This is a genomic window from Paraburkholderia unamae, from assembly GCF_003268775.1.
GTDB lineage: Bacteria > Pseudomonadota > Gammaproteobacteria > Burkholderiales > Burkholderiaceae > Paraburkholderia > Paraburkholderia unamae.
In genome coordinates this window covers 75,770-101,309 of record NZ_QLSU01000015.1, presented here as the reverse complement: position 1 = coordinate 101,309, position 25,540 = coordinate 75,770, and the positions used below count along the sequence as shown (strand labels likewise).

Below are 25,540 nucleotides of genomic sequence, written 5' to 3'. Positions count from 1 at the left end.
AAATATGGACTTCTCATACAGCGAAGAGCAGCGGATGCTGGCGGACAGCCTGCGCCGTTTCGTTGATCACGAATATACGTTCGCGCACAGGCGCAAGAGCGCTCGCAACGGCATTGGATTTGACCGCGATGTGTGGTCGAATCTGGCGTCCATGGGCGTCGCGGGTCTCACGATCGAAGCGCAGTACGACGGTTTCGATCAGGGTGTCGAAAGCTATCTTGTGGTCAATCGTGAACTTGGCCGAGGCCTCGTCCATGAGCCGGTCATTCCGGTCACAGTGGCTGCCGCTATTCTGTCGGCATACGGCACGCAGGAGCAGAAAGCGAAATGGCTGCCCGGAATTGCCTGCGGTGACTCGATCGTGGTACCGGCCTATTCTGAATCCGGCTCGCGCTACGAACTGGATTCGGTGGCCACGGTTGCGCTTCCCGCCGAAGAGGGTTATGTCATTCATGGAGAGAAAACGGTTGTATGGCACGCACAGGTCGCCGATGCCTATATCGTGAGTGCCCGGCTGGGTTCCGAAAACGGCGATATCCGCCTTTTCCTCGTTCCGCGTGAGAGCCAGGGTTTGGACCTCGTGGTCTATCCGACGATCGACGATCAACGCGCGGCAGACGTGACGTTCAACAACGTCAGGGTCAGCGCCGACGCGCTGATCCACACGCAGGGTGCGGGCGATGAGGCGCTGCGTGTGTGCATCAACCACGGGATCATCGCACTCTGTGCTCAGGCGCTCGGTGCGATGGAACGCCTGATCGAGATCACGACCGACTATCTGCGTGTGCGGCAGCAGTTCGGCAAGCCGCTGGCTGCCTTCCAGGCGCTTCAGCACCGCGTCGCCGATATGCTGATCCAGAAGGAACTGGCCGGGTCTGCGATTTACATCGGCATTCAAGGTCTCTCGGAACCGGACGCCAGCAAGCGCGAGCGCATGATCGCGACGGCAAAACTCGCGATGATCGAGGCGGCACGATTCGTGGGGCAGCAGGCAGTGCAACTGCATGGCGGCATCGGCATGACGGACGAGCTGGAAGTCAGCGATTATTTCCGTTTCCTCACCATGTGTGATCCGATCTTCGGCGATCACGATTACCATGCGCAGGCCTATGCGGACGCGATGGAAGAATAATTCTCGTGAACCTGGTGAACGATAATGAAAACAGAAGAGAAAGTTGTGGTGGGTGGCCCGGACAAACAGTATCGGGATCGCGTAGCGGCCTCCAACTGGCAGATCCAGTGCTGCACAGCGTGCGAGAAATTCGTGTTTCCGCCGCGCGTTGCATGCCCGAGCTGCGGCAACCTCGAACTCGAATGGAAGACGCCTTCGGGTGCGGGTACCGTCTATTCGACGACGACCATGCGCCGTCCTGCCGAAGCAGGCGGTGACCAGAACCTGTCGCTCATCGATCTGGTGGAAGGACCGCGACTGATGAGCCGCATTGTCGACGCCGATCTGGATGCGATCGAATGCGGCGATCAGGTTCAGGCATTTATCGGTGAGATCAAGGGCGAAGCGCTCGTGATGTTCCGTCCTGTCGATTCCACGACCGGGGAGGCAAAGTAATGTCGGTTTCACAGTTTCGCGGCAAGACCGCCATCGCCGGTATCGGCATGGCCGGCCTCGGCTCGGCGGCCGGTTTCACCGAACTCGAAATCCTGAGCGCAGCGGCGCACAAGGCGGTTGCCGATGCGGGGCTCAAGATGTCGGACATTGACGGATTGGCCACGGCCAGCGTCTCGGCATCGATGTGGGGGATGCCGGTCGCTGAATATCTGGGAATCCGCCCCGGTTATCTGAACTCGACCATGATCGGCGGTTCGAGTTTCGTTGCGCATCTTTGGCCTGCCGTTCAGGCGCTAATGGACGGCACCTGCAACAACGTGCTGGTGTGCTATGGCTCGACGCAGAAGACGAGCACGATGAACCGCGCCAAGGGCGTGGAGATGCGCAAGTCGCTCGATCCGCAGCCGTTCGAAAATCCGTATGAGCCGATGTTTCCGATCAGTTCCTACGCGCTGGCGGCGAAGCGGCACATGTATCAATACGGCACGACGCGCGAGCATCTGGCAGAAGTTGCGGTCGCAGCGCGCAAGTGGGCGAAACTGAACCCGCTGGCTTATAGCCGCGACGATCTGACGATCGAGCAGGTGCTCAATGCCCGCATGGTCAGCGACCCGTTGACCGTGCGTGACTGCTGCCTGCTGACGGACGGGGCCGGTGCCTTTGTGCTGCGCCGGGCCCCGGAAGCCGAAGCCGGTCCGCAAAAGCCGGTCTACGTGCTCGGCAATGCCACGGAAGTCTGGCATCGCCAGATTTCCTGCATGGAAGATCTCACGGTCACCTCGGCCTCGGTATCGGCCGCACGTGCCTACGAGATGGCGGGCCTGGGCCCGAAGGATGTGGATCTGGCGATGCTCTACGACGCATTCACCATCAACACGATCCTGTTCCTCGAAGACCTCGGGTTTTGTCCCAAGGGTGAGGGCGGCCGCTTCGTCAGCGACGGGGCAATCGCTCCGGGCGGACGGCTGGCGGTCAACACGAACGGTGGTGGCCTGTCGTTCACGCACCCCGGCATGTATGGCATCTTCCTGATCATCGAGGCTGTGGAGCAAATTCGCGCTCAGGCGGGCGCGCGGCAGCAGGCCGGGATCGATGTTGCGATCGTGCAGGGCAATGGCGGCACGCTATCGAGCCAGAGCACGGCGCTGCTGGGTTCGGCTGCAACGGTGTAAGGGAAAAAGGCGCGGATACCCATTCCGCGCCTTTTCTTTTACGCATCCACGAACGTTACGAATTCATCGATCGGTGCGCTTTCACATTGCGTGTTCCCACCAGCCGCGGGTGTTCACGTTAGCAGCGTCGGCGAGCGCTTCCAGCTCTGCGATGTCGCCGCTGGTGAGCGTGATGCTGCCGGCTCGCACCAGGCTCTCGACATAGCGGGGCCTGGTGACGCCGATGATCGGTGTCGTGCCCTTGGCGATGGCCCACGCTGCCGCGACATCGGGAGCTGCGGCGCCCTGGCGCTGGCCGATCGAGGCGAGCTTGTCCGTCAGCGCCTTCAGTCGAGGCAGGATACTGTTGTAGCTTTCCGCCCGGTTGCTGCCTTCCGGCAGCGGGTTCTCCGGACGGTACTTGCCGGTCAAGGCGCCCTGTTCGAGCACCATGTAGGCGAAGAACGGGATGCCCTGGTTGCGGCAGTAGTCCAGGATCCCGGCTTGCTCGGAGCTGCGGTAGAGGAGGCTATAGTGGTTCTGGACGGCTTCGACCCGGAACCCGGCTTCGCCAAGGATCTGGTCGGCGAGCTGGATTTCGCTCAGGTTGTGATTCGAGACGCCGACATGTTTGATCTTCCCGCTCTTCAGCAACGGAATCAGGTGCGGGGTCCACCGCGGCACATCGGCTGGATTGTGAATCCAGTAGAGATCGATATAGTCGGTGCCGAGGTTGGCCAGACTCTGCTCCAGCATGTCCGCCACCGGATCATCGCTGGTTCCCGCGATCTGCGGGGTGAACTTCGTCGAGAGCTGGTAGTCGCTGCGGGCGTAGCGCTTGAGCACCTCGCCGAGTACGGTTTCGGAGCGGCCCATGCCGTACACCCGGGCGGTGTCCCACAAGGTGAACCCGGCCGCATGTGCCTTGTCGGCGATCGCTTCCAGGCCAGCCTGCGTCAGGTGGCTGCCAAAGTAGCCGTTGCCAGTCTCGCCGCTGTCGCCCCAGGCCCAGGTGCCTAGTGCGACTGTGGGAGTCTTCAGATTATCGATGGTCATGTTTGCTCCATAATTGTTGCGCGGCCAGGTTCGCTGCGACCCGTGGCACCGCTAGCACTGTGATGTGCGGCGACGCCGAACCGTTAGCCTGATGCACCGAAATCACTGCCCAATCCTCCAGAAGCCTCGGTTTGCATGGCTGTCCTGCCGCGCTTGCGGTCCTGCCGCGCGCGTGCAATGGTGCAATCTATGAAAACACTGACCGAACTCGCGGCCCTGATTGGCCGACACGTCACGGGCGATGGCTTTCACGCCACCCCCATCGAACGCGTGACGCTTGTTCAATCCTCCACGGTAACGATGCCGATGCCGAGTGTTTACAGGCCGCAACTGTGCCTCGTCGCGCAAGGGCACAAGGAGGTTACGCTGGGCGAGCGCGTGTTCAGATATGCACCGGGGCGCTATGGAGTCGTCACCTACGACCTGCCGGCGATGGGCCATGTGGTCGAGGCGACGCCTGACAAACCCTATCTCTGCCTGTACTTCGATTTCGATCCGGTCATGCTGGGAGAGTTGGCGTTGCGCGTGCCGCCGCCGCCGGGAACGCCGTCCCCGCCTATCGGCAAGACCGTGTCCGACGCGGGCGCCGCTCTGCTCGACGCGGTGCTACGCCTGCTGCGCCTGCTCGACGATCCGGCAGCGCTGCCCGTGCTCGGGCCACTTGCGGAGCAGGAAATTCTCTATCGCCTGCTCGCCGGCCCGGACGGCGCCAGGATGCGCCACATCACCTTCAGCCAGGGGCGGGTGGCGCTGGTCGGCCGCGCCATCGCATGGATCGGGAAGAATTTTCGGGAACGATTCAGCATCGAGCAGCTTGCCTCGGAAGTCGGCATGAGTCCGTCGAGCCTGCACGAGCATTTTCGCGCCGTGACGGCGATGACGCCGCTGCAATTCCAGAAGCAGCTCAGGCTACAGGACGCGCGCAGCCTGATGCTGGTCCAGGCCATCGACGTCACGACTGCTGCGCTGCGCGTGGGCTACGAGAGCCCGTCGCAGTTCAGTCGCGAATATCGCCGCCACTTTGGAGAACCGCCGGCGCGTGACATCGCCCGATTGCGCGCGTCGGCGGGCGTGGCAGGGGTCGCTTGAGTCTGGGCGATTCGGCCCGTCGAGCGTTGTGATAGCAACAAAAGTAATCAATACGATGTTCGCAACGTCCTGCACGGAGCTACCTTCGCCTGCGAGGCGCTGACCAGGGGCGAGCTGTTCGGCCGTAAGCCCTGGCGGCCGGCCGAATGCCCTCGACAAAAAATGGCGTGCAGTATGACCGCTTTGGCCTGGCGTATCCTGAGGCCCCCCCTGGACGCCCGACATGCTTGAGCGTCAAAACATGTGGTAAATCCCGATGCTGGCGCCAAGTTGCCCCGCGCCGAGCAGTGTCTGCGTTTGGGTATCGATTCCCATGTTGCTCGCGGCCGTGTTCCAGACCTTGCCGATGTTCCCGTACAACGCCGTTCCTTTGCTAAGCAGGTATTGGGTTTGAAAGGCCACCGAAGTTGGTCTCGCGTCGATGCCGGTGACCTGCTGGTGGTACACGCCGAGCGCGACGAACCACGCGGCGCTTAGGCGTTCGGTGGCGCCGGTCCAATAGAGATTCGAGTTCTGCACCTGACCACCCACGATCGTGCGCAAATGACGGTAGCCCACAAACAGCGACGTGTCCTTGAACGTATATCGCCCGGCGGCCGCAATCCGCTGCGCGCGTTCACCCGTCGTCGGGGCGGTGATCGAGAGGGCGGGTACGAAGAGCCCTAGCTCGTACTGATTGGCGACGAGCGGGCCGTGAATGTCGTCGTAGACGAGCGCGACCATCGCGGTCCTGGTCGTGTAGTCGATGGACGCCGAAATCTCCTTCGAATTTCCCGCTGCGCCTGCCGTCGTTCCGAGCGGTGCGTCGACCGCATCGTGCCCGAAGCTGTACACCACGTTTTCGTGAAACGGGCCGTCGGTACGCGTATAGCGAACGCCGTTGTCGACGCGCGAAGTGAAGCCGCCGTCCTGCGTAAGCAAGCTCACGTTCGATCCCAATAGCGGGTCGAGATAAAGCAGGACGTCGTAGAGCGGCGTATAGACCCGGCCGAAGATGATCTTGTTGTTGTCGTTCGCCAAACCCACCCACGCCGATCGCCCGAACAGCCGGCCGCCTTGCAAGGACGCGCCCGTATTCGGATTGAGACCCGCTTCCAGCTTGAAAATGGCCTTCACGCCACCGCCCAGGTCTTCGGACCCGCTCAATCCGATCAGACTGCCATAGACCTCGCCCGAGCCTGACTGCACGACGGAGTGGTGCGTTTTCTGGGCGTTCGTGACGTATTCGATGCCGGCGTCGACGATGCCGTAGAGCGTGACGCTGCTCTGTGCCGACGCGAGGGTGGGCATCATCGATATGAATAGTAGTGCTATCGAAATGGTGGAAATTTTTTTCATGGTCTATGAATGAGCACGATTGACTTGTTCTTGTAGATTGCGTTTTTCGCGTTGACGGGGCCGGGCACTCAGGACTGCTTCGCCACGGCGTCCGCGTCCGCGTGGGCCGGGCAGGGCTCTTTCGCACCGAGACGCCGGGTGGAAGACAGGTACATCAGGATCACCGCGCCGACGCAGGACACGCCAAGCACGGTCACGAACGCGGTAAGCAGGCCATGCGGATCGCCCGCCATCCTGTCGCTGAGCGCGCCAACCGCCGCCGGCCCGAGGCTGGCGCCGATCATGTAGTTGGACATCAGGAACACGCCGGTGGCGCGCCCACGCATGCGGTTGGGCACCACGAGCTGGATGGGCGTCACCATGAACGTCGTGGCGACGGAGAACACCGCGACCTCGCAGGCGTAAAACCAGTACGCTGCGGTCGGCGTATCGACGTGCATGAAGGCGGCGATCAATGGAATCTGCATTGCCAGGACGATCGAAAGGCGGCGCAGCAGCGGGCTGAGCAGATCCCGGTTGTTCAGGTTGCGCAGCAGCAGTTGCGAAAGGAAGCATCCACTCAAGCCGACCACGAGGAACATCACGCCGAGCGGCCGGCCGATGGTCGACGCCGTGCCGAAACCTTCGCGGATCATCACGCTCGGGAACCACGTCAACAGCACGAACAGGCCCGACGAAATGAACACCCATCCCGCGTAATAGAACACCAGTTGCGAAGAGCCGGAGAGCATCTTCAACGTGGCACGCGTGGAGATGTCGTTTTCGTGGCCGCCGACCTCGCGGCGCTTAGGTTCGCGTATCAGCAAGAGCAGGGCGGACAAGATCAGGCCGGGCAGGCCCAGCACGATAAATACCGCTTGCCACGGTGCGAAATGCCCGGCCATCGGCAAGGCGATGCCGCCGGTATCGGTGAAGTGCCGTAGCGCGACGCTGCCGAGGATGAGCGCCATGCCGCCGCCGACGTAAGGCCCGGTGTTATAGACCGAGGTGGCTCTCAACAGCGCGCGGCCCGATAGCATGTCGGAGAGTATCGAGTACGCTGCGGGCGAGCAGCCCGCTTCGCCCATCGCCGTGCCCGTGCGCGCGACGAAAAACTGTCCGAAGCTGCCGCTCAGCCCGCACGCGGCCGTCGCCATGCCCCAGACGGCGACGCAGGCCGCGGCGATCCTCACGCGGTGGTAGCGATCCACCAGCCAGCCGAGCGGAATGCCCGCGAAGGCGTAAAACGAGCTGAAGGCGAGGCCCTGAAGCATGCCGATCTGCGTATCGCTCATCGAGAAGGCGTGGCGGACCGACTCGAACAATAAAGGCAGGATTTGCCGGTCCATGTACGAGAAAGCGAACGATAAGGCCAGCAATCCCGTGGCCACGATGGTGCGCCACGCCGGTACGCCGGAGCGCGGGCCATGCTCATAATCACTCATGTTTTGCCTTCGAAAGATGGGGTTCGGTGCGGGAAATCGGGGTCGTCGCCGGCGCTCAGGCGGATAAGGTTTTCGCTTCGCCCTCGAACAGGTACGAAAGCAGCGCGGCGCCTGTCCTGATTCCGTTGATGAAGCAGTCGATGCGCATGTTTTCATTCGGTGCGTGATTCGCCTGGTCCGCATTCGCATAGGGGATGAGAAACGCGGGCAGCCGTAGCGCTTTCGTGAATACATAGTCCGGCAAACTGCCGCCAACCAGCGGATACAGAAAGGGCGTCGTGCCTTGCGCCCTTTCGATCGCGTTGACGATGTTCTTCGTGTAGGCCGACGTAATCGGCGTTTTGGAGGGCGTCATGCTGTTCAAGCGAACCACTTCGACTTCGGGCGCGTGACGCGCCACGTGCGCGACGATCAGATCGAAGACTTCGTCGGGTGTCTGCGATTCCACCAGGCGCATGTCGCATTTCACGAAGGCCGAGCCGGGAATGATCGTCTTCATGCCGCGACCGCCGTATCCGCCATGAAAGCCGTTGATCGTCAGGGTGGGGTGGAACATCAGGCGCTCGAAGTATCCGCGCGCCAGCGGTTGGTCGAGTCGCGTCAAGCCTAGTCCGGCGAGCACGCCCTCGATGTCGATCGGCAATCGCTCGATGGCCGCAAGTTCTTGCGCGGTCGGCGGATCGACGTGGTCGAGGAGGCCGTCTATGGTGATCTCGCCGGCCGGGCTCTTCATGGTCGACAGCAGATGCACGAGGGTCCACACCGGATTTACGACGATGCCGCCGAAATTCCCGGAATGGACGTCGTGTTTCGCCCCGCGCGCGTGAAGCTCGAAAGTCAGCAGGCCGCGTACGCCGAACTGCACGACAGGCGTGCCCGAAGGATGCAGCGATCCATCGGCGGTGATGACGAGATCGGCTTTCAGGCGCTCGCGATGCTTGAGCGCAAACGGCAGCAAATTGGGGCTACCCACTTCCTCTTCGCCGTCGAGCATGAAAATGACGTTGCAAGGCAGTGTGCCGTGAACCTTCAAATGCGACTCTAACGCGAGGATCTGGGCGAAATGCTGCCCTTTGTTGTCGCCGATGCCTCGCGCGAAAATGCGCTCGTCGCGAATGGTCGGCGCGAACGGCGGTGTGACCCAGGCGTCGAGCGGGTCGGGCGGCTGCACGTCGTAATGGCCGTACAGCAGCACGGTGGGGCCGCCCGGTATTCCATTCCATTTCGCGAGCACGACGGGATTGCCGTCGGTGGGCAGAATTTCAGCCTCCAAACCGATCGCGAGGAACGCATCGCGCAGCAGCGCGGCCACTTCGTCGATACCGACACCCTGAGCACTGATGCTCGGATGCGATGCGTAGTCCATCAGGCGCGTGATGAACGGCTGCTTCTGCTCGTCGATATACCGCAACACCGCATCCAGCGGGTCGTTTCCTTCTGCATGCAAGACTTCCATGTTTTCCCTTGATTCCACTGTCTTTGAGTTCCACGCGCGGCAATGCGGGAAAAAGGGCGAAATCATCGGAGATGGATCGCCGCTGTCCCGAAGTGCTCGAAGTGGATATCAATGTAAGTGCGTCAATTTCTTTGTAATTGACATCACGGGACACGCATTTTCCAGAATGGGACATGCGCTCCGGGGAAAAACCCTGATGAAGTCGAACGGGCGGAAGGGGAAGACGTCGACGTGGGCGCTGTGCAAAACAGACAGCGCCTCACGGAATTTCAGCTCAACGCGAAGGAAGAGGGACCTGTCGCGCGCGGCAATACGCTATTGAACCGCGAGGCGATGCTTGCGCTTCCACTCCGAAGCGCTGCAACCGAAACTGCTCTGGAACCATCTGGAAAACGAGCTCAAACTGCCGAACCCGACCGCTTCCGCGACCTCGGCCAGAGGTATCGAATTCAGCTCGATCATTCGCTTGGCGGCATCGCTTCGCACCTGCTGCAACAGCGCCGAATAGGACAGCCCCTGGCTCGCGAGCCGCCGGTGCAGCGTGCGGCGGTTCATGCCCAGAATTTCGGCCAGCGTGTCGGCGTTGCAATTCGAATCGTGCAACTGCTGGCTCATGATCTGGGCGACGCGCACCTCGAAATGATCGGGCGCGCTCATGAGCGTTTGCTCGATCAGCGTTTTGGCCTGTCGCCGGAGCACGGCCGGAGACGCCGTGACTTTCAGGCTCAACGCATCGCGCCCCAGCAGGATGCCGCTGATGACCTGGTCGTAGCGCGTTTCGCAGCGAAAGAAGGCGCTTTGCGTGATGGCGTGAGTTTGACGCGAATGTTCATGGCAAACCGCTGCGGGGTTCCAGTCGGAACCGACAAGCCAGCGAATGAGCTGGACCAGTCCGCAAGCGGCGAATTCCATCACCTGCGTCGTCGGGTAATCGGAAAAAATCCGAAACGAGAGAAATGGATTGCCGAAGCGTGTATCCAGGCCGACGTACATGCCGTCGCAATGATGGTGCAAATGCGCGGCATGCGTGCGCAGCGCGTCGCCTAGTGTCTCTTCTTCACGCAGCAGCAGGCTGACGAGCCCGTAGTCGGGAACGCCGCGCGCAACCGCTACGCGTGAACCGAAATCGTTGCGGCCCGACTCGGTGGCGGAGAGATCGAGCAGCCGGACAAAAGCGTCCAGCGGAATGAGGCTGTCCGGGTGGTCGGCGAAATCTTTGCTCAAGCCCACGCGGCTGAGCATGGCTTCGCCGTCGATGCCGACTTCGCATGCCGCCTTCAGATAGCCAAACAACGTCCCGCTTCTCACGACTCTTTTCACTATGCCGCCTCCATGCTCCGCGAACTGCTTTGCAGATCGTGTCTTTATTAGAAAAGCCGGTGTCCCAAATTGTCAACTGGAAAATAAACGGCTCTTTTACAGTCGTCGACGTGACGCGCCGATGGCAGGCCTGACTCCCTTGGCCGGCCGGCATTTGCATGCATGCCACGCGCCAACCCGCTTCGATTCAGTGTTTACCCGCAGCCATTGCGCGCGCGGCGTTTCCTTAACCTTGAGTTGCGCACAAGCGCACGATGAGAGTCCCCGATGACCGAAGAGAGCACGATACAACCCTGGCAATGGCCCGAATCCGAATGGCGCAGACGCGTTAACCGCGTTCGCGCGGGGCGCAGACTCCGCCCGAAAACGTGGCAGGGCGGCGCGAAACTCGCCGTGGCGCTGTCGTTTGATTCGGACCACGAAACGAACGAGTTGCGCGACGGCGGGGTGTCCATCAATCGTCTTGCGTGGGGGCAATATGGTCATCGCGTGGGCGTGCCTCGTTTGCTTGCGCTGCTGGAAAAGCACGACGTGCGTGCGAGTTTCTACGTGCCTGCGGTCACTGCGCTGCTGTATCCGGACGAGCAGCGGCGCATCGTGGATGCCGGACACGAAATCGGCGTGCATGGCTGGATTCATGAACTCAATTCGAAGCTGGCGCTCGAAGACGAGCGCGATCTTCTTTCGCGCTCGCTCGACACGCTGGAGGCGGTGACCGGCCAACGCCCGACGGGATTTCGTTCGCCTTCGGGCGACTTTTCGGAGAATACGCTTCAGCTTTTGCGCGACCTCGGTTTTGTCTACGACTCCTCGCTAGGCGCCGACGACGACTGCTATGAACTCGATTTGAACGGTGTGCCCTCGGGCGTGGCGGAAATTCCGTTCGACTGGGTTCGCGACGACGCCGTGTATTTCCTGATGCATCGCTTCCAGGGGCTGCGACCTTATACGCCACCGACCGGTGTATTCGACATCTTCAAGCGCGAACTGGACGCGGCATACGAAGAAGGCGGCCTGTTCGAACTGACGATGCATCCGCACGTCATCACGAACCGGTCGCGCATCTGGATACTCGACGAACTGATCAAGTATGCGAAGAGTCTGCCCGGCGGCGTGTGGTTCGCGCGGCACGACGAAGTCGTCAACTATGCCTTGCAGCACGCACACGCGTAACCGGAGTCATTTCATGAAAGTGTTGATTGCAGGTTTCAAGCACGAAACCAATACGTTCGCGCCGGATCTCGCCCCCTGGTCCGCCTTCGAGGCCGGTGAGATTTTTCCGCCGGCCGTGCGCGGCGAGCCGATGCTCGCCATGCTCGACAAGGTACCGGTGCCGGGCATGGGCTTTTTACGCTTCGCACGCGAACAGGGGTGGGAAGCCGTGCCGAGCCTCTGGTGCGGCGCGGTGCCGTCGTCATACGTCACCGCCGAGGCGTTTGAAAAGATCTGCGCGGAAATCTGCGCAGATGTGAAAAGCAAGCAGTTCGAAGCAATCTACCTGGACCTGCACGGCGCCGCGATGGCAGAGGGTGTCGACGATGCGGAAGGCGAACTGCTGGCCCGTGTGCGCGCGCTCGCTGGAGACGACATCCCGATCGTCGCGAGCCTCGATCTGCACGCGAACGTCACGCATCAAATGCTCGCATGCGCCGACGCGCTGCTTTCGTTTCGCACTTACCCGCATATCGACTATGTGGAAACCGGCGCACTGGCGGCCGAGGCGTTGCGCCGCCGGCTCCTGCATGGCCGTCGCGAAACGATTCACTACGCGAGGTTGCCGTTTCTGATTCCGGTGAACTCGCAGAATACGACCTTCGGCAAGCCGAAAGCGATTTACGACCGGCTGGCGCAAATCGACGTCGAGCTCGGCACCTTGTCGAACTTTTGCATGGGCTTTCCGTCCTCGGATTTCGCGGAATGCGCGCCGATGATCTGGAGTATCGGCGAAAGGGCGCAAGAGGCCGTTGCGCAACTGGAGGCGATGGCGAGCGAGCCCACGCAATGGCGGCTAAACGTGTATTCGGCGCAAGACGCCGTGAAGGAAGCCATCCAGCGCAGCGAGGCAACCGACAAGCCGGTGGTGATCGCCGACACGCAGGACAACCCCGGCATTGGCGGCACGGGTTCCACAACGGGCATGCTGCACGCGCTGCTCGAAGCGCGCGCGGGGGCGGTGTTCCCGCAGCGCGTCGCGGTGGCTGTCATGAACGATCCGGCGTTCGCGGCTCAAGCCATCGCGGCTGGCGTCGGCGCGCGTTTTCGCGGGCGCCTGGGCCAGCCGTCGATGCTGTGGGATGGGCCCAGCGATCCGCCAGTGGAAGGCGAGTTCACGGTCAAGGCCGTGAGCGACGGCCGGGTGACCTACAAGGGGCCCAAGATGACCGGGTTCCTCGCCGAGCTGGGGCCTTCCGCTTGCATCGAAATCGACGGCGTGCTGGTCGTCGTCGCGAGCGCGAAAATCGGCGCGCAGGACCGGGAGCTTTTCCGTTTTGTCGGCGTGCATCCGGAGCAGATGAAGATCATGGTGGTCAAGAGCAGCAACCACTTTCGCGCCGACTTCGCGCCGCTTGTCGAAAACGAGCGCACGGATATTTTGACCGCCAAGGCGCGCGGCGCGATGGCGGTGGATCCCGGCGATCTGCCGTGGCAAAAGCTGCCGGAGACGATCCGTCGCCGACCTTGAGGCACACACGGGTAATAAGCGAACAAGGCTGGCGGAGAACCCGGCGGCCATATCGCGAGTTATGCCTCGGCGGCGGCGATCTTCGAGCGGGGTAAAGCGGAGTCAAGGATGGCACGCGTGCGCTGCAAGTTGCGCGTGATAGCCACTCCCGCGCGCGCCACCGTCAACCGGCAGGCAAAAAACCATCCTCGACAAAAAACCGCCTGCGCGCCGCTTCATCCGACGGCGCCTCCGGCCCGAGCCCCCGCAGATCCGGCACGCGATCGGGCTCCATCGCGAAACACGGCAGGATTCTGGCGCGGCGCTCGTCAGCGATCTTGCCTCGTTCATAGAGCAACTGGGTGAGCCAATCGTGCACACGATGCAGCGCACCGTAATACCGGTCATGCTCGAACGCATACGCGTGTGCCGCGGCCTCCCAGTCGTCGTTCGCAAGCAAACGGTCACGCAGCACCCTGACGTCGCGCAGCGTCAATGCCAGCCCGCTTCCCCACGACGGGTCGCTTGCCCCCGCCGCATCCCCGATCAGGACCACGCCCGCGTCGCAGGGATGATCGACCCAGCTATCGGCACCCGGATAGGCCGCCAGCGGTCCAATCGCACGCGCATGCTCGAACCAGTCGCGCGGCACGCCAGTCTCGACACACGCGTCCACGAGTTCGCCGATGTGCGCATTGCCACTGATGGGATGCGTGCGCTGTCCTATCCATGAGACAAAATACGTGCGAAACCGCTGGCCGCCGATCGGATAGATCAGTGCAGTCTGGCCCAATGCCGGGCGCTGGAAGTGGTGAATTGCGTCTTCAGGCGCATCCAGTCCCTCGTACAGGACCCCGGCCACCATGAGTCGTCCGGCATCCTGATTCAAGGAAAAGCCCGCGGTTCGGCGCACCATCGACCTGCGCCCGTCAGCGCCGACCACGAGCCGCACCTTCACCCGCTGCTTCCCCGCGGCCGTCTGGATCTCGGCAACGGGTGCCTTGCCCGGCATCTCCCCGGGCTCGATGCTCACGACCTCGGCGCCGCGCAGGACAATCGCCCCCGACGCTTGCGCCGCGTCCAGCAGGGTGCGCTGCATCGCCGGATGATAAAAGTCCAGACACACGGTACGCGCGGGCGTGGTGGCGGCAAAATCCCGGCAATCGCCTGGGTCCGCTCCGGCGTAGCGCTTCCAGAAGGGCACCGCGTGCGCGCCGTCATCGAGCAGCAGACGCTCGATCCCGAGCGTACGGGCCTCGACCACGCCCCACGGAAAGATGCCTTCGCCACGCACGCGGTCCCTGAACGTCGTTTCGCGCTCGACAATGAGCGTGCGCACTCCGGCACTTGCCAGTGCACGGCCGAGCGCGGCGCCGCCAAGGCCGCCGCCCACGATCAGGACGTCGTAGCTGCACGGTGTCATGGGGAAACCTCCAAGCCCTCGCCGCGAGGCGAGCGCCAACGTCAGCAAACTGACGTTGGATGGAGCGCGCTGGCGTGGCAGCGCGTTCGTTTCCGGGAATTATGCGCCGCGCATGAGTCGGCGGGTATGGGAATGTTCGGTCTGGCGTCACGCTGTGTGGGGGGCGTGAACGGGGACGGTCGGCGCTCAGTGGCGCGACGCTCGCTCACCGAAGCGCGGGACTTCCGAGCGCGGCTCGCTCTCCTCCGGCTGCCCCTGTTGACGCTGTGCGGACGCTTCGCGATCGAGGCGTCTGCTGTCCATCGTCGTTCGCCGTTCCCTGGTGAGCACTCGGCGTAGCTTGGACTTGATCATGGTCCTTCTCCTTTTCGTTGGCCTGGACAAGGTCAGGGTACAGGTGCAAACAACGGGAGCGCAATCCCCTGGCGGCGTCGCGACGACCTCTGTTGCCTGAGCGGCCTGTGCAGCAGGTGCAATGGCTTCGAAACCGCGCGCAGGCGTGACCTTATGCCGCAAAGCAGAAGGCCGGCTAAAAGCGGTCGATCATCCCGAACTGGACGCCTCTCACGGAAGCCCCCGGCCAGGACGGTGTGAGCCCGGTGACGTTCACGCCTCTGAGTGTGAATTCGGCTTGACCACGATTGCGCAGCCAACCTGCGCTCGCATAGAGCAGGACACGCTTCGAGAGATCGTACTCGCAAGCGGCACTAAACTGGTCGGCGTCGTTGTCACCTCCCGACTGGTCGCGCAGCCAGGTGTAGCCGAGCGACGCTCGAAGGCGCGCGCTCACAGCGTAGCGGGCTGACGCGGACACGCCGGCGTTGTGGTAGCGCGGCGTTCCGCCGTCGCCGTTGAACCAGGAAAGGAATCCGGTAACCGGTCCCCACGCGTACGAGATCCCTCCGAGGTTCGCGCGCAACGCGCCGCTACCGTGGGTTTGCTGATGCGCGTACGAGAGGCGCAGCGGGCCGTTGTGCCACGCGAATGTTTCGATGTGGCCTGCCAGCCCGTTGCCGTCGCCGTCCTGTGCATCGCGCAGCGAGACCATGATGCTGGTGGAAAAGCCGTGCACTTCGGGCGACAGGTAAGTGAGTGCGTTGCTTTCGTAGGGCGTGATCTTCGAGAGATTGTTCAGACCTGAGGCGATGGTGCCGGCGCCGAAGGCGTCGAGTTGCCCTTTGAATGGAATGTATATTGGGGAGTACTGACGGCCCATGCGGAGCGTGCCGTAGGCCGTGCCCACGCCGATCCACGCCTGACGGTTGAACATCGTGTTCGCGACCGCATAGGTGCCATCCGTTGAGCCGAAGCCATTTTCAAGGTCGAACAGAATCTTGACGCCGTTGCCGATATCCTCGGCGCCGCGCAAGCCCATTCGCGAACCGCGATAGGCGCCGGAATCCATGCGCGCAACATAACCCGCGCCAGGATTCGTCAGTTCGATGCTCGTGTCGAGTGAGCCGTAGAGCGTCACGGCGCTTTGTGCATGGGCGGGTGCGGTGTAAGCAGCGATTGCCGTCGCGGCAAAGCCCACGCGCAGGACAAGACCCATGGTCCTCGCGGGTCGATCTGTCCTGCGGCCGGATACGGGGTCGTGACATGGGCGAGCGCATTGCAACGCGCGGTATACGAGGGAGGAACGACTCATTCGGAATGGAGGAGACGAGCGCGCAGGCAAACCCTGCGATCGCGCCGTTGCGATTCGCAAGGCTGCGAGAAGCCCCGGAAAAAAGAGCGGGGGAGGCATACCGGTCACCCGTATGCCTCCCCCGAGGGAACGTGCGAATGCGACGCTTACGGGTGGCCGGGCAACGCGTAGGCAATCACGTAATCGCCGCGATCCGGCGACTGGCGCGCGCCGCCCGCCGAAATGACGATGTACTGCTTGCCGTCGATGGTGTAGCTCATCGGCGTGCCCTGGCTACCCACCGGCAGACGCGCCTTCCACACTTCCTTGCCCGTCGAGCTGTCGAACGCGCGCAGGTAGTAATCCTGCGTTGCCGCGAAGAACACGAGACCGCCGGCCGTCGTGAGCGAGCCGCCGATGGTCGGCATGCCGATCGGCGTGGGCATGTGCATCTGCACGCCATAGAGGCGCGTGTCCTTCACCGTGCCGAGCGGCACTTGCCATGCGATGCTGCGCGTTTTCAGGTCGACGGCCGTGAGGCTGCCGAACGGCGGCTTCTGGCAGGGAATGCCGAGCGGAGAGAAGAAGCGGTCCTTGAGCACCGAGTACGGCGTGCCGCCGAGCGGCACGGCGCCCATGCCCGCATTCACCGCTTCGTTGCCGTCCGACGCGCCGCCACGGTTCTTTGCCTTTTCGAGGTGGACCCAGAGACCGAGGCGCATGTCGTTCACATAGATCATGTCCGAGTTCGGGTCATACGAAAGCCCGCCCCAGTTCATGCCGCCGAGCGAGCCCGGGAAGCTCAGCGAGCGGTCGGTGTCCGGCGCGGTGAAGAGGCCGTCGTAGCGCATGCCCCGGAAAATCACGCGGCACATCAACTGGTCGATCGGCGTCACGCCCCACATGTCCGAATCCTTGAGCACATCGGCGCCGATCTGCGGCATGCCCACGGAGAGCGGCTGCGTCTTCGCATACGGTTCGTTCGGAATCGTCGCGGGCTTGACCGGATGCTCGACGACCTGCGTGAGCGGCTTGCCGGTGAGGCGGTCGAGCACGAACAACTGGCCCATCTTCGTGCCGACGATCAGGGCCGGCACCCGCTTGCCGTCCTGCGTCGGTAAGTCGATGAGCGTCGGTTGCATCGGGACGTCATAGTCCCAGAGGTCGTGGTGAACGGTCTGGAAATGCCACTTCTCGGCGCCCGTGGTGGCGTCGAGCGCGAGGATCGATGCGCCGTATGTCTCGTCGAGCGCGGTACGCTTCACGCCCCACAGGTCGATGGCCGCATTGCCCACCGGCATGTAGACCGTGTTCGACGTCGCGTCGTAGGTCATCGGCGCCCAGACGTTCGGCGTCGAGCGCGTGAAGGTCTTGCCTTGCTCCGGCGCCGCATGGTCGTCCGGATTGCCCGGATCGAACGCCCACTTCATCTTGCCGGTCATCACGTCGAAGCCGCGGATCACGCCGCCGGGCATGTCGAGCGTGACGTTGTCGGCAACCCGCCCGCCCGTGACCACGGTCGTGCCCGCGACGGTCGGCGCCGAGGTGAGCTGGTACAGCGGGCTTTTCGCCTTGCCCAGTCCCGCCTTCAGGTCGATGATGCCGTGATCGCCGAAATCGTCGCACAGCTTGCCGGTGTCGGCGTCGAGTGCAACGAGCTTCGCATCGATCGTGTTCATGAAGATACGGCGGCGGCAGGCAGCAGGGTCGCCAGCGGGGGCGATCGGCGAAACCGGCGTCGAACCCGTCGCTGTGGGCTGCACGAGCGGCTTGGTCGCGTCGAAGTACGCCAGGCCGCGGCAGCGCACCCACACCGTGGTGTGGGTCGCAAACGCGTGGCGCCACTTCTCGGTGCCGGTTGCGGCGTCCACGGCGATCACCGTGTTGTGCGGCGAGCACAGGAACAGCGTCTTGCCGACTTGCAGCGGCGTTTCCTGGTCTTCCGAGCCGCCGCCGTCCGGGCTCATCGGCGTGTCGCCGGTGTGGAAGGTCCATGCGACCTGGAGGTTCTTCACGGTGTCGCGATTGATCTGCGTGGCGCCCGCGAAACGGTCGCCGCCGGCCGAGTGGCCGTAGGCGGTCCAGTCTTCGGTGCCGGCGTTGCCGGCCGCGGCCGTGGGCGTTTCGGTGCCGAACTTGCCGTGCGGCACGAACATGCCGTAGATAAACGCGGCGTTGCAGACCAACAGCACGGCGGCCAGAGCCCACGCCGCGCCGCGCGCGGGCGCTTTGCCTTCGCCGCGGCGCAGCACGGGCCAGAACGGCGCGAGCAGCATGCCGATCATCGAGAACATGAAGATGCGCGTGTTGAGCGGCCAGAAGTCGAAGCCGGCTTCCCACACGGCCCACAGCGCCGTGGCGATCAACATCACGAGGTAGATCACGAACGCACTGGAGCGGCGCCGCGCGAGTTGCACGCCGGTCGTGCAGAGCGCGAGGCCCGCCAGCAGGTAGTACCAGCTACCGCCGCGCGCGATCAGCATGCCGCCGCCGATGGTGAAGTAAAGCCCCAGAAGCAGGCCGACCAGTCCTGCCAGGGTGAGACCCGTCCGGGTCAAGACAGAGAGGGGTTCCGTGTTGGATTGCTTGGACATGCGTGTCTTTTCGTTGTTACGCCGGGTTGGCTTCGAAGGCGGGAGGAGGGCGCAGTGCGTACGCCTCGCGCGCTTTTTCCGCTGCGCCTGCGGCGAAGCGCCGCCTGTTCGTGCAGGCGGGTAAAGTTCTAAAATTAACCAGATAGTACATTTTAAGATCAAATCCAAAACTCTGCCCGCAAACTTGCACCGGTTTGCGTGGGTGTGCGTGGGTGTGCGTCAGTTCCGGGCGGCGGCAGATCCGGCACGGTCACGACCCGTTTTTTACAATGCGGCAAGCATGCCCGGAAAAATTAAATCTATTTTCATTTTCCGGACAGCTATTCATTACATGCGACTCAGTAAGGTGAAGCATTCAGAGGAAATCATCCGAATCCTTATTGCTTACTGGATAGAAACATGAGATCGCATTCACGTACCGTCATTGCTTTCGCCGCGATGTTCTGGAGTCTTTCGGCTTTCGCTGCTCCTCGGCTTACGCAGCAGCAGTGCCATTCCTATCCGTTTCAGCGGGTCGCGGGCACCGTCACGCACGCGCAGTTGATGGGCGAACTGGGGGAACTGGAGGACCGAGGCTACCGCCCCGGCTCCGACGATGCGATCTACCCGGCCGATCTGAACGCGGCGCAAAAGCAGCTCGACAACGACTATCGCGCGGATTGCCTGCGCAGGCAGCCCGCGACCTGAGCATGCCCCGCCGAACCTGCAACGCACGCATGAGCCGCCCGCCTTGCGGGGGCAGTCAGAAGGCGATCGCCAGCCCGCACATCGCCACGAACTGATTGGGCGTCGACGACGGCGTGGTGTTTTGCGAGTCCCCAACAATCGGTCTCGCCGCAATGATGTCGCCGCTTCCCCCGGCGCCGAGCGTGTAGCCGGAGGCATGCTGATAGGCCTGGAGCGCGTACAGCGTGGTCCGTTTGGAGAGGTGGTACATCTCCTTCAACGAAACCTGATGGTAGCGTGCGGCATCGTTGATTCCGTTCGCAGACGAAGCCCGCGTGTAGCTGTACCCGGCCGACACTTCCAGCGGCACGCTGACTCTATAGCTTGCCAGCGCGCCATAGGTGTTGAACACCGCGGCGTCGTTGAAAAGCGAGTGGCTGTCCGGCCGGTAGATCACATTCGAATAGTTCAGGCCAAGCACGAGCCTGCCTGCCGTATAGTTCATCGCGGCCGCAACCTGCTGGACCCGGCGCGCGGATAGATAGCCATTGTTCAGCTCCGAGTGCGGGAATTGCGCGCTGGCATTGGGATCGAAGCCGCCTGCGTAGTCGGTGTTATCCATGCTCAGATATCCGGCGGCGACCGAAAGCGGACCGCCGTCGTAGCGCAGGGCCGCACTGAAAAGACTGCCGCGTTGCAGGCTGCCCGCGACCCCGCCGAAGCCATATTGCGCGCTCGCGCGCAAACCGTGGAAGGCCGGCGACGTATAAACCACGGAGTTGTTCGCGCGAATATCCGTGTCGAAACCGTCGATGTCGCCCGGATGCGCCCCGGTTGCCCCGCTTAGCCAGCTTACGGGCCCGAGCGTGCCGACGAGCATGTAATACGGCGTGTACTGCCGACCCAGCGTCAGCGTGCCCCATCGGGTGTCCTGCAAGCCGACAAAGGCGTAGCGGTTAAAAGCCAGCCCGGCCGTTTGCTGGGCGCCGGTTCCGGGATCGAAGCCCTCCTGCAAGTCGAATGCCGCGCTCAAGGTCGAGCTTAGCGCCTCCGTTCCCTTGAGTCCGAATTTGGAGGCATAGAGATTGCCTTGCCGCATATAAATATTCGAACTGCCTTTCTGATTGCTCGACCACGTGATTGCCTCATCGACATTTCCGTAAAGCATCACGCTTTCTTGAGAAAATGCGGATTGGGCCGAAAACGCCGCGCCAATCAAAGCCGCCCCAAGCCCAAGGGGATGTTTGAAATCCAAAGTCATTTTCATCCAGTTTCATTATTCGCGATGACGGACGCGACGTGGCATCACGCGCCCAGGCGAGCGTGATTCGGCCCGAATAATGAGCACGCCACCGCGGTCCGTTACCGGCGCGAAATTTTAACTGAATGGTTAGTTTTGAGCGCGGGCGACCGCAGCCGCCGCCAACGGCGCTAGCGAAACGCCTGCAACTGTCCGCTCATCATTTGCAGCATCTTGTTCGCGGCGACCGAGAGCCTGCGCCCGACGCGGGTGACGAGATGCGCCTCCGCGTTCTCCAGGATCGGATGCGCGATCCTCACCGCGAAGACTTCCTTCGCCCGCAGCTCCGTGGCCGCCGCGAACGCGGGCATGACCGCAACGCCAAGCCCGGCCTTCACGAATTCCTTGAGGATCGCGAACGAATTCGTCGTCACGCTCGGAACCAGTCGGACATGCTCCGCATACTCGACCGCTTCGAGCATTTGCCGGATGCCGTACGACGGATGGGCGGCCGCGAGCGGAAACGTCGCGAGCTGCTGCACGGAGAGCACGGGGTAGCGCTCGCGCTCGAAGCCGGGACCGACGATCGCCATCATCGGCTGCTGCTTCGACGCGCGCGAGACGAGCTTCGGTTCGGCGGGCGGATTGTAGACCAGGCCGATTTCGCCTTCGTCGTTGACGATCTTGCGGATCACGTCGTTCGTGCCGCCCACTTCGAGGTTCACGCGGATGCCCGGGAACTGGCGGCAGAACTGCTGCATCGGCCCGGAGAGCATGTCGGAGACGAAGCCCTCGCCAAGTACGACGTCGACACGGCCCGTTTTGAGGCCGCGCAGCTCTTGCAGGTGGGAGAGCAGGTCGTCGCGATGCGCAAGCTGCTCGCGGAAGTACTCGATCACGTAGCGCCCGGCCTCGGTGGGCGTGACGCCGCGCGCGTGCCGCTCGACAAGCGTCGCATCGAGCTCCTTTTCCAGCAGCGCGATCTGGCGGCTGACCGCGGACGGCGCGACGTCGAGCCAGTCGGCCGCCGCGCGGATCGTGCCGCAGCGCACCGCTTCATAAAAGTAGACGATCCGGCTGTCGGTCAGCGTGTTGCCCATGATGAATCGCGTGAGTGTTCTAAAAAAGTGAACACTTTTAATAATGGAGTGGATTGATTATACGGTCCGGCCAGTCGAAGATGACCGCCCGCCCTTGCCGCACAGGCGCGAGGGCGATGAACGATACCGGGCCAAAACGGGGCCGGATGCAACGGGAGACTGGGATGGAGCAAACAATGGGGATCGGGCGCGAAGTGGCCGGAGGCGCCGGTGGCGCGGGCATCGCGAAGGTCATGCTGTACGCGGCGGGGATCCTGCTGATCGCGCAGGGCATCGGGTCGTTCACGTTCACGATCGGGCCCGGCAAGGTCGTGTTGCTGCCGATGATCTGGGCACTGCTGCTGGGCGCCGCGCTCGGCCTCTTCAGCGCGCGCTGGAAAAGCGCCGCGCGGCTCGACACGTCGAATCAGTTTCTCGCGGCCGCGATCCTGCAACCGGCGCTCCTCTTGTTCGTCGCGAAGCTCGGGCTGATGGTCGGCAGCGCGTTGCCCAAGCTCGCGGCAGCCGGCTGGGCGCTTGCCTTCCAGGAGTTCGGCCATTTCGTCGGCACGATCCTGCTCGGCTTGCCGCTCGCGCTGCTGCTCGGCATCAAGCGCGAGGCGATCGGCGCGACGTTCTCCGTGGGCCGGGAGCCGAGTCTCGCGATCATCGGCGAGAAGTACGGGATGGCGTCCCCTGAAGGGCGTGGCGTGCTCGCCGAATATCTGACCGGCACCGTGTTCGGTGCGGTGTTCATTGCCGTGTTCGCGGGCTTTGTCGCGAGCCTCCACATTTTCGACCCGCTCGCGCTGGCGATGGGTTCGGGCGTAGGCTCCGGCAGCATGATGGCTGCGGCCTCGGGCGCGATTGCGGCGCAGCAGGACCCGGAGACCGCGAAATCGGTGCTCGCGTTCGCCGCCGCCAGCAATCTGATCACGACGACGATCGGCACGTATTTCACGCTGTTCATCTCGCTGCCGCTCGCGGTGCTGGGCTATCGCGTGCTTGAGCCGCTGATCGGCCGGACGACGAAGGCCTCGACGGACGCGGCCGCGACAGCGAGCCCGGCGCTCGGCGACGTGCAGACCGAGGCGCCCGCGCTCGGCTACAGCACGCGGTTGCTCGTGTGGGTCGTGACCGCCGCGATGACGCTCGCCTGCGACTGGATCGCGCACGGCACGACGCCGCTCGTCGGCCTGCCGGGCATGGCGATCACGGTCGGCGCGACGATCATCGGCGATGCGGTGGCGCGCATGACCGGCAACAAGATTCCCGCCGTTTGCTGGGTGTCCGTGGTCGCCATGCTCCTGACCTCGCCGTGGTGCCCCTGGGCGCCGCAAATCGCGGCGTTCGGCGCGCACAACGACTTTCTCAACGTGACGACGCCGATGCTCGCCTTCGCGGGCCTGTCGATCGCGAAGGATATTCCGGCGTTCCGCCGGCTCGGCTGGCGCATCGTGCTCGTCTCGTTCGTCGCCAATGCCGGCTCGTTTATCGGCGCGGCGCTCGTCGCGCAGCTCTTTCACGTCTGAAGCGCTTGTCCATGAAACTGATCGAATCCATCGCGGCGAATGCCGACGAATTGCAGGCCATTCGCCGCGATATCCATGCGCACCCGGAACTGGGCTACGACGTGTTCCGCACCGCCGCGCTGGTCGCCGCACGGCTTGAACAATGGGGCTTCGCTGTCACGCCCAATGTGGGGCGCACGGGCGTCGTCGGCACGTTGACGCGCGGCGCGAGTTCGCGTGCGATCGGCCTGCGCGCGGATATGGACGCGCTGCCGGTGCAGGAGGCGAATACGTTCGCGCACCGTTCGACGGCGGCCGGCGTGATGCACGCGTGCGGCCATGACGGTCACACGGCGATGCTGCTCGGCGCCGCGCGCCATCTCGCGGAGCACGGCCGCTTCGACGGCACGGTTCACGTGATCTTCCAGCCGGCCGAGGAGGCCGGCGGCGGCGCGCGCGCGATGATCGAAGACGGGTTGTTCGAGCGCTTTCCGTGCGACGCGGTATTCGGGCTGCACAACTGGCCCGGCATCGCGGCCGGCGACTTCGCCGTGCGGCCCGGCGCGCTGATGGCGTCGACAAGCCTGTTCAAGATCAGGCTGCGCGGCGCCGGGTGTCATGCCGCGATGCCGCACCTGGGCCGCGACCCGGTGCTCGCCGCCGCGCACCTGCTCACGGCCTTGCAGGGCATCGTCACGCGCAACCGCAACCCGGTCGAGGGCGCCGTGCTGTCCGTCACGCAGATCCACGCGGGCGAGGCGTTGAACGTCGTGCCCACCGACGCGTGGCTCGGCGGCACCGTACGCACGTTCTCGGAGGAGACGCTCGCGCTGATCGAGCGGCGCATGCACACGATCGCGGCGTCGGTCGCGTCCGCGTTCGAGTGCGAATGCGAGGTCGATTTCGAACGCCAGTATCCGGCGACGATCAACGATCCCGCGCAGACGGCGCTGGCCGTCGAGGTGATGCGCGAACTGGTCGGCGAGGACCACGTGAACGCAGCGGTGGACCCGACGATGGCGGCGGAGGACTTCTCGTTCATGCTCAATGCGCGGCCCGGCTGCTACGCATTTCTCGGCAACGGCAGCGGCGATCATCGCTCACCCGGACACGGCGCCGGGCCGTGCCTTTTGCACAATGCGAGCTACGACTTCAACGACGCGCTGCTGCCGGTGGGAGCGAGCTATTTCGTGAAGCTCGTCGAGCGGTTCCTGGGTTGACGTCGGGTTTGGCCAGCGGAATATTGGCCGCATACAATGCTGCGCTTGGCAACTGTCGCGACGTGCGGGGGATCGCATAGCCGTCATGCCGGATTCTCGTACGCAGGGAATCCCGTCCCCCTGACGTCGCCAAGAACATGCAGAAGAACCGGCCTGAAAACGACGGCCCGGAGAGCGGCCCCGCGTCGCCATTCCGTAGCCAGCTCGTCTCGCGTCTCGACCTCGTCACGCTGCGCCTCTTCATCGCCGTCGTGGAAGAGGCGAGCATCGCGAAGGCGGCCGAGCGCGAGCACATGGCGCCGTCGGCGGTCAGCAAGCGGCTTGCGGATCTCGAACTCGCGCTGCGCGTGCCGCTGCTCGAACGGCATCGGCGTGGCGTGACGCTGACCAGCGCCGGAGAAGCGCTGCTCAGTCATTCCCGCCGCATCCTGCGCGATCTGACGCGGCTCGAAAGCGAGATGGCCGACTTCTCGGCGGAGACAAAGGGCGCGCGCGGGCACATCCGGGCGTCCGCGAACGAGTCGGCGCTGTTCGGCTTTTTCCCCGATGCGCTGGGGCGCTTCATGCGGGATTACCCGAGCATCACCGTCGAACTGCGGCCCGATACGAGTACCGGCGTCGTTCACGCGGTACGCGAAGGCGCGGCCGACCTCGGCATTTTCTGGGGCGATCAGCCAGTCGACGACCTCGACGTGATGCCCTGCTACGTGGACCGGCTCGTGGTCGTCGCGCCCGCCAACCATCCGCTCGTCGGGCGCAGGAACCTGCGCTTCGAAGAACTGCTCGACCACACGCTCATCATGCAGGAGCCGTACAGCTCGATCCAGGTGCTCGTGGAGCGCCTCGCGAGCGAGGCGGGGCGGGTACTGCGCTCGCGCATCCGGGTGGCCGGTTTCGACGCCGTCTGCCGCATGGCGCAGGCGGAACTCGGCATCGGTATCGTGCCGGACTATTTCGTCACGGGGCGCGCCGGCGCGATGCACATCGCGGAAATTCCACTCGACGAGCCGTGGGCCAGCCGCCTCCACAAGCTTTGCATCCGCCAGGCCGAAGAACTCCCTATCGCAACGCGACTGCTCGTCGAATTCCTCACGGCGTAACCGCGCCGCTGCTGCGG

At 63.5% G+C, this 25,540-nt stretch carries 21 protein-coding genes; 10 read left to right on the top strand and 11 right to left on the bottom strand.

Going from position 1 to position 25,540, the window contains the following annotated elements:
• Window positions 1–4 precede the first annotated feature (4 nt).
• Genes C7401_RS24145 through C7401_RS24135 form a run of 3 tightly spaced genes read left to right on the top strand, consistent with a single transcriptional unit; the run spans window position 5 to window position 2,739 of the window.
• Window positions 5–1,132 (top strand): acyl-CoA dehydrogenase family protein, encoded by a 1,128-nt coding sequence (locus C7401_RS24145; RefSeq protein ID WP_112173936.1) that lies wholly within the window; start codon window positions 5–7, stop codon window positions 1,130–1,132.
• Between the two features lie 24 nt (window positions 1,133–1,156).
• Window positions 1,157–1,567, top strand: coding sequence for a Zn-ribbon domain-containing OB-fold protein (locus C7401_RS24140; protein WP_112173935.1), 411 nt, complete (start codon window positions 1,157–1,159; stop codon window positions 1,565–1,567).
• A complete protein-coding gene (locus C7401_RS24135; RefSeq protein ID WP_112173934.1) occupies window positions 1,567–2,739 on the top strand; it encodes a thiolase family protein in 1,173 nt (390 codons plus the stop codon). The genes C7401_RS24140 and C7401_RS24135 overlap by 1 nt, the downstream gene beginning before the upstream one ends.
• Before the next feature lie 81 nt (window positions 2,740–2,820).
• On the opposite strand, the gene C7401_RS24130 is transcribed toward C7401_RS24135, so the two are convergent.
• Window positions 2,821–3,774 carry an aldo/keto reductase gene (locus C7401_RS24130; RefSeq protein ID WP_112173933.1) on the bottom strand — a complete coding sequence of 318 codons (954 nt, stop codon included), beginning with the start codon at window positions 3,772–3,774 and terminating at the stop codon, window positions 2,821–2,823.
• 189 nt (window positions 3,775–3,963) lie between these two features.
• Here C7401_RS24130 and C7401_RS24125 point away from each other — a divergent pair, with 189 nt between their 5' ends.
• A complete protein-coding gene (locus C7401_RS24125) occupies window positions 3,964–4,863 on the top strand; it encodes an AraC family transcriptional regulator (protein WP_112173932.1) in 900 nt (299 codons plus the stop codon).
• A gap of 234 nt (window positions 4,864–5,097) precedes the next feature.
• Here the strand turns inward: C7401_RS24125 and C7401_RS24120 are convergent, their stop codons facing one another.
• The 4 genes from C7401_RS24120 to C7401_RS24105 all read right to left on the bottom strand — a co-directional run bounded on the left by C7401_RS24120 (window position 5,098) and on the right by C7401_RS24105 (window position 10,401).
• On the bottom strand, window positions 5,098–6,201 hold the full coding sequence (locus tag C7401_RS24120; RefSeq protein WP_112173931.1) for a porin: 1,104 nt from the start codon (window positions 6,199–6,201) through the stop codon (window positions 5,098–5,100).
• A 68-nt stretch (window positions 6,202–6,269) separates the two neighbouring features.
• Complete coding sequence (locus C7401_RS24115; protein ID WP_165842044.1) at window positions 6,270–7,625, bottom strand: MFS transporter; 1,356 nt, start codon at window positions 7,623–7,625, stop codon at window positions 6,270–6,272.
• A 55-nt stretch (window positions 7,626–7,680) separates the two neighbouring features.
• Window positions 7,681–9,081, bottom strand: a complete 1,401-nt coding sequence (locus C7401_RS24110; protein WP_112173929.1) for a M20/M25/M40 family metallo-hydrolase — start codon at window positions 9,079–9,081, stop codon at window positions 7,681–7,683.
• Between the two features lie 315 nt (window positions 9,082–9,396).
• Entirely contained in the window at window positions 9,397–10,401 is a 1,005-nt protein-coding gene (locus tag C7401_RS24105) for an AraC family transcriptional regulator (RefSeq protein WP_146757984.1), read from the bottom strand.
• A gap of 393 nt (window positions 10,402–10,794) precedes the next feature.
• On the opposite strand from C7401_RS24105, the gene C7401_RS24100 reads away from it, so the two are divergent.
• Window positions 10,795–11,574, top strand: a complete 780-nt coding sequence (locus C7401_RS24100; RefSeq protein ID WP_258397210.1) for a polysaccharide deacetylase family protein — start codon at window positions 10,795–10,797, stop codon at window positions 11,572–11,574.
• A gap of 13 nt (window positions 11,575–11,587) precedes the next feature.
• Complete coding sequence (locus tag C7401_RS24095; RefSeq protein ID WP_112173926.1) at window positions 11,588–13,084, top strand: M81 family metallopeptidase; 1,497 nt, start codon at window positions 11,588–11,590, stop codon at window positions 13,082–13,084.
• Window positions 13,085–13,247: 163 nt separating this feature from the next.
• Here C7401_RS24095 and C7401_RS24090 read toward each other — a convergent pair whose 3' ends face one another.
• The 4 genes from C7401_RS24090 to C7401_RS24080 form a co-directional block, all read right to left on the bottom strand.
• Window positions 13,248–14,486, bottom strand: a complete 1,239-nt coding sequence (locus C7401_RS24090; RefSeq protein WP_112173925.1) for an FAD-dependent oxidoreductase — start codon at window positions 14,484–14,486, stop codon at window positions 13,248–13,250.
• Window positions 14,487–14,672: 186 nt separating this feature from the next.
• Window positions 14,673–14,840 carry a hypothetical protein gene (locus C7401_RS45065; RefSeq protein ID WP_165842042.1) on the bottom strand — a complete coding sequence of 56 codons (168 nt, stop codon included), beginning with the start codon at window positions 14,838–14,840 and terminating at the stop codon, window positions 14,673–14,675.
• Window positions 14,841–15,015: 175 nt separating this feature from the next.
• Window positions 15,016–16,038: a porin gene (locus C7401_RS24085; RefSeq protein WP_112173924.1), complete on the bottom strand. Its 1,023-nt coding sequence runs from the start codon at window positions 16,036–16,038 to the stop codon at window positions 15,016–15,018.
• Between the two features lie 242 nt (window positions 16,039–16,280).
• Complete coding sequence (locus C7401_RS24080; protein ID WP_112173923.1) at window positions 16,281–18,707, bottom strand: membrane-bound PQQ-dependent dehydrogenase, glucose/quinate/shikimate family; 2,427 nt, start codon at window positions 18,705–18,707, stop codon at window positions 16,281–16,283.
• 399 nt (window positions 18,708–19,106) lie between these two features.
• On the opposite strand from C7401_RS24080, the gene C7401_RS24075 reads away from it, so the two are divergent.
• Window positions 19,107–19,394 (top strand): DUF4148 domain-containing protein, encoded by a 288-nt coding sequence (locus tag C7401_RS24075; protein ID WP_112173922.1) that lies wholly within the window; start codon window positions 19,107–19,109, stop codon window positions 19,392–19,394.
• Window positions 19,395–19,449: 55 nt separating this feature from the next.
• Here the strand turns inward: C7401_RS24075 and C7401_RS24070 are convergent, their stop codons facing one another.
• Together C7401_RS24070 and C7401_RS24065 are read right to left on the bottom strand one after the other, a co-directional pair.
• Window positions 19,450–20,640, bottom strand: a complete 1,191-nt coding sequence (locus C7401_RS24070) for a porin (RefSeq protein WP_112173921.1) — start codon at window positions 20,638–20,640, stop codon at window positions 19,450–19,452.
• Window positions 20,641–20,804: 164 nt separating this feature from the next.
• A complete protein-coding gene (locus C7401_RS24065) occupies window positions 20,805–21,713 on the bottom strand; it encodes a LysR family transcriptional regulator (protein WP_112173920.1) in 909 nt (302 codons plus the stop codon).
• A gap of 164 nt (window positions 21,714–21,877) precedes the next feature.
• On the opposite strand from C7401_RS24065, the gene C7401_RS24060 reads away from it, so the two are divergent.
• The 3 genes from C7401_RS24060 (at window position 21,878) to C7401_RS24050 (ending at window position 25,523) form a co-directional block, all read left to right on the top strand.
• Complete coding sequence (locus C7401_RS24060; protein WP_112173919.1) at window positions 21,878–23,224, top strand: DUF3100 domain-containing protein; 1,347 nt, start codon at window positions 21,878–21,880, stop codon at window positions 23,222–23,224.
• An 11-nt stretch (window positions 23,225–23,235) separates the two neighbouring features.
• Entirely contained in the window at window positions 23,236–24,423 is a 1,188-nt protein-coding gene (locus tag C7401_RS24055; RefSeq protein ID WP_112173918.1) for a M20 aminoacylase family protein, read from the top strand.
• A gap of 137 nt (window positions 24,424–24,560) precedes the next feature.
• Window positions 24,561–25,523 carry a LysR family transcriptional regulator gene (locus tag C7401_RS24050; protein WP_112173917.1) on the top strand — a complete coding sequence of 321 codons (963 nt, stop codon included), beginning with the start codon at window positions 24,561–24,563 and terminating at the stop codon, window positions 25,521–25,523.
• The last annotated feature ends 17 nt before the right edge of the window (window positions 25,524–25,540 follow it).

What these genes read in the sequence shown, in the direction of transcription:
- C7401_RS24145 (WP_112173936.1), top strand. Translation starts at nt 5, where the DNA reads ATGGACTTCTCATACAGCGAAGAGCAGCGGATGCTGGCGGACAGCCTG.
- C7401_RS24140 (WP_112173935.1), top strand. Translation starts at nt 1,157, where the DNA reads ATGAAAACAGAAGAGAAAGTTGTGGTGGGTGGCCCGGACAAACAGTAT.
- C7401_RS24135 (WP_112173934.1), top strand. Translation starts at nt 1,567, where the DNA reads ATGTCGGTTTCACAGTTTCGCGGCAAGACCGCCATCGCCGGTATCGGC.
- C7401_RS24130 (WP_112173933.1), bottom strand. Translation starts at nt 3,774, where the DNA reads ATGACCATCGATAATCTGAAGACTCCCACAGTCGCACTAGGCACCTGG.
- C7401_RS24125 (WP_112173932.1), top strand. Translation starts at nt 3,964, where the DNA reads ATGAAAACACTGACCGAACTCGCGGCCCTGATTGGCCGACACGTCACG.
- C7401_RS24120 (WP_112173931.1), bottom strand. Translation starts at nt 6,201, where the DNA reads ATGAAAAAAATTTCCACCATTTCGATAGCACTACTATTCATATCGATG.
- C7401_RS24115 (WP_165842044.1), bottom strand. Translation starts at nt 7,625, where the DNA reads ATGAGTGATTATGAGCATGGCCCGCGCTCCGGCGTACCGGCGTGGCGC.
- C7401_RS24110 (WP_112173929.1), bottom strand. Translation starts at nt 9,081, where the DNA reads ATGGAAGTCTTGCATGCAGAAGGAAACGACCCGCTGGATGCGGTGTTG.
- C7401_RS24095 (WP_112173926.1), top strand. Translation starts at nt 11,588, where the DNA reads ATGAAAGTGTTGATTGCAGGTTTCAAGCACGAAACCAATACGTTCGCG.
- C7401_RS24090 (WP_112173925.1), bottom strand. Translation starts at nt 14,486, where the DNA reads ATGACACCGTGCAGCTACGACGTCCTGATCGTGGGCGGCGGCCTTGGC.
- C7401_RS45065 (WP_165842042.1), bottom strand. Translation starts at nt 14,840, where the DNA reads ATGATCAAGTCCAAGCTACGCCGAGTGCTCACCAGGGAACGGCGAACG.
- C7401_RS24085 (WP_112173924.1), bottom strand. Translation starts at nt 16,038, where the DNA reads ATGGGTCTTGTCCTGCGCGTGGGCTTTGCCGCGACGGCAATCGCTGCT.
- C7401_RS24080 (WP_112173923.1), bottom strand. Translation starts at nt 18,707, where the DNA reads ATGTCCAAGCAATCCAACACGGAACCCCTCTCTGTCTTGACCCGGACG.
- C7401_RS24075 (WP_112173922.1), top strand. Translation starts at nt 19,107, where the DNA reads ATGAGATCGCATTCACGTACCGTCATTGCTTTCGCCGCGATGTTCTGG.
- C7401_RS24070 (WP_112173921.1), bottom strand. Translation starts at nt 20,640, where the DNA reads ATGAAAATGACTTTGGATTTCAAACATCCCCTTGGGCTTGGGGCGGCT.
- C7401_RS24065 (WP_112173920.1), bottom strand. Translation starts at nt 21,713, where the DNA reads ATGGGCAACACGCTGACCGACAGCCGGATCGTCTACTTTTATGAAGCG.
- C7401_RS24060 (WP_112173919.1), top strand. Translation starts at nt 21,878, where the DNA reads ATGGAGCAAACAATGGGGATCGGGCGCGAAGTGGCCGGAGGCGCCGGT.
- C7401_RS24055 (WP_112173918.1), top strand. Translation starts at nt 23,236, where the DNA reads ATGAAACTGATCGAATCCATCGCGGCGAATGCCGACGAATTGCAGGCC.
- C7401_RS24050 (WP_112173917.1), top strand. Translation starts at nt 24,561, where the DNA reads ATGCAGAAGAACCGGCCTGAAAACGACGGCCCGGAGAGCGGCCCCGCG.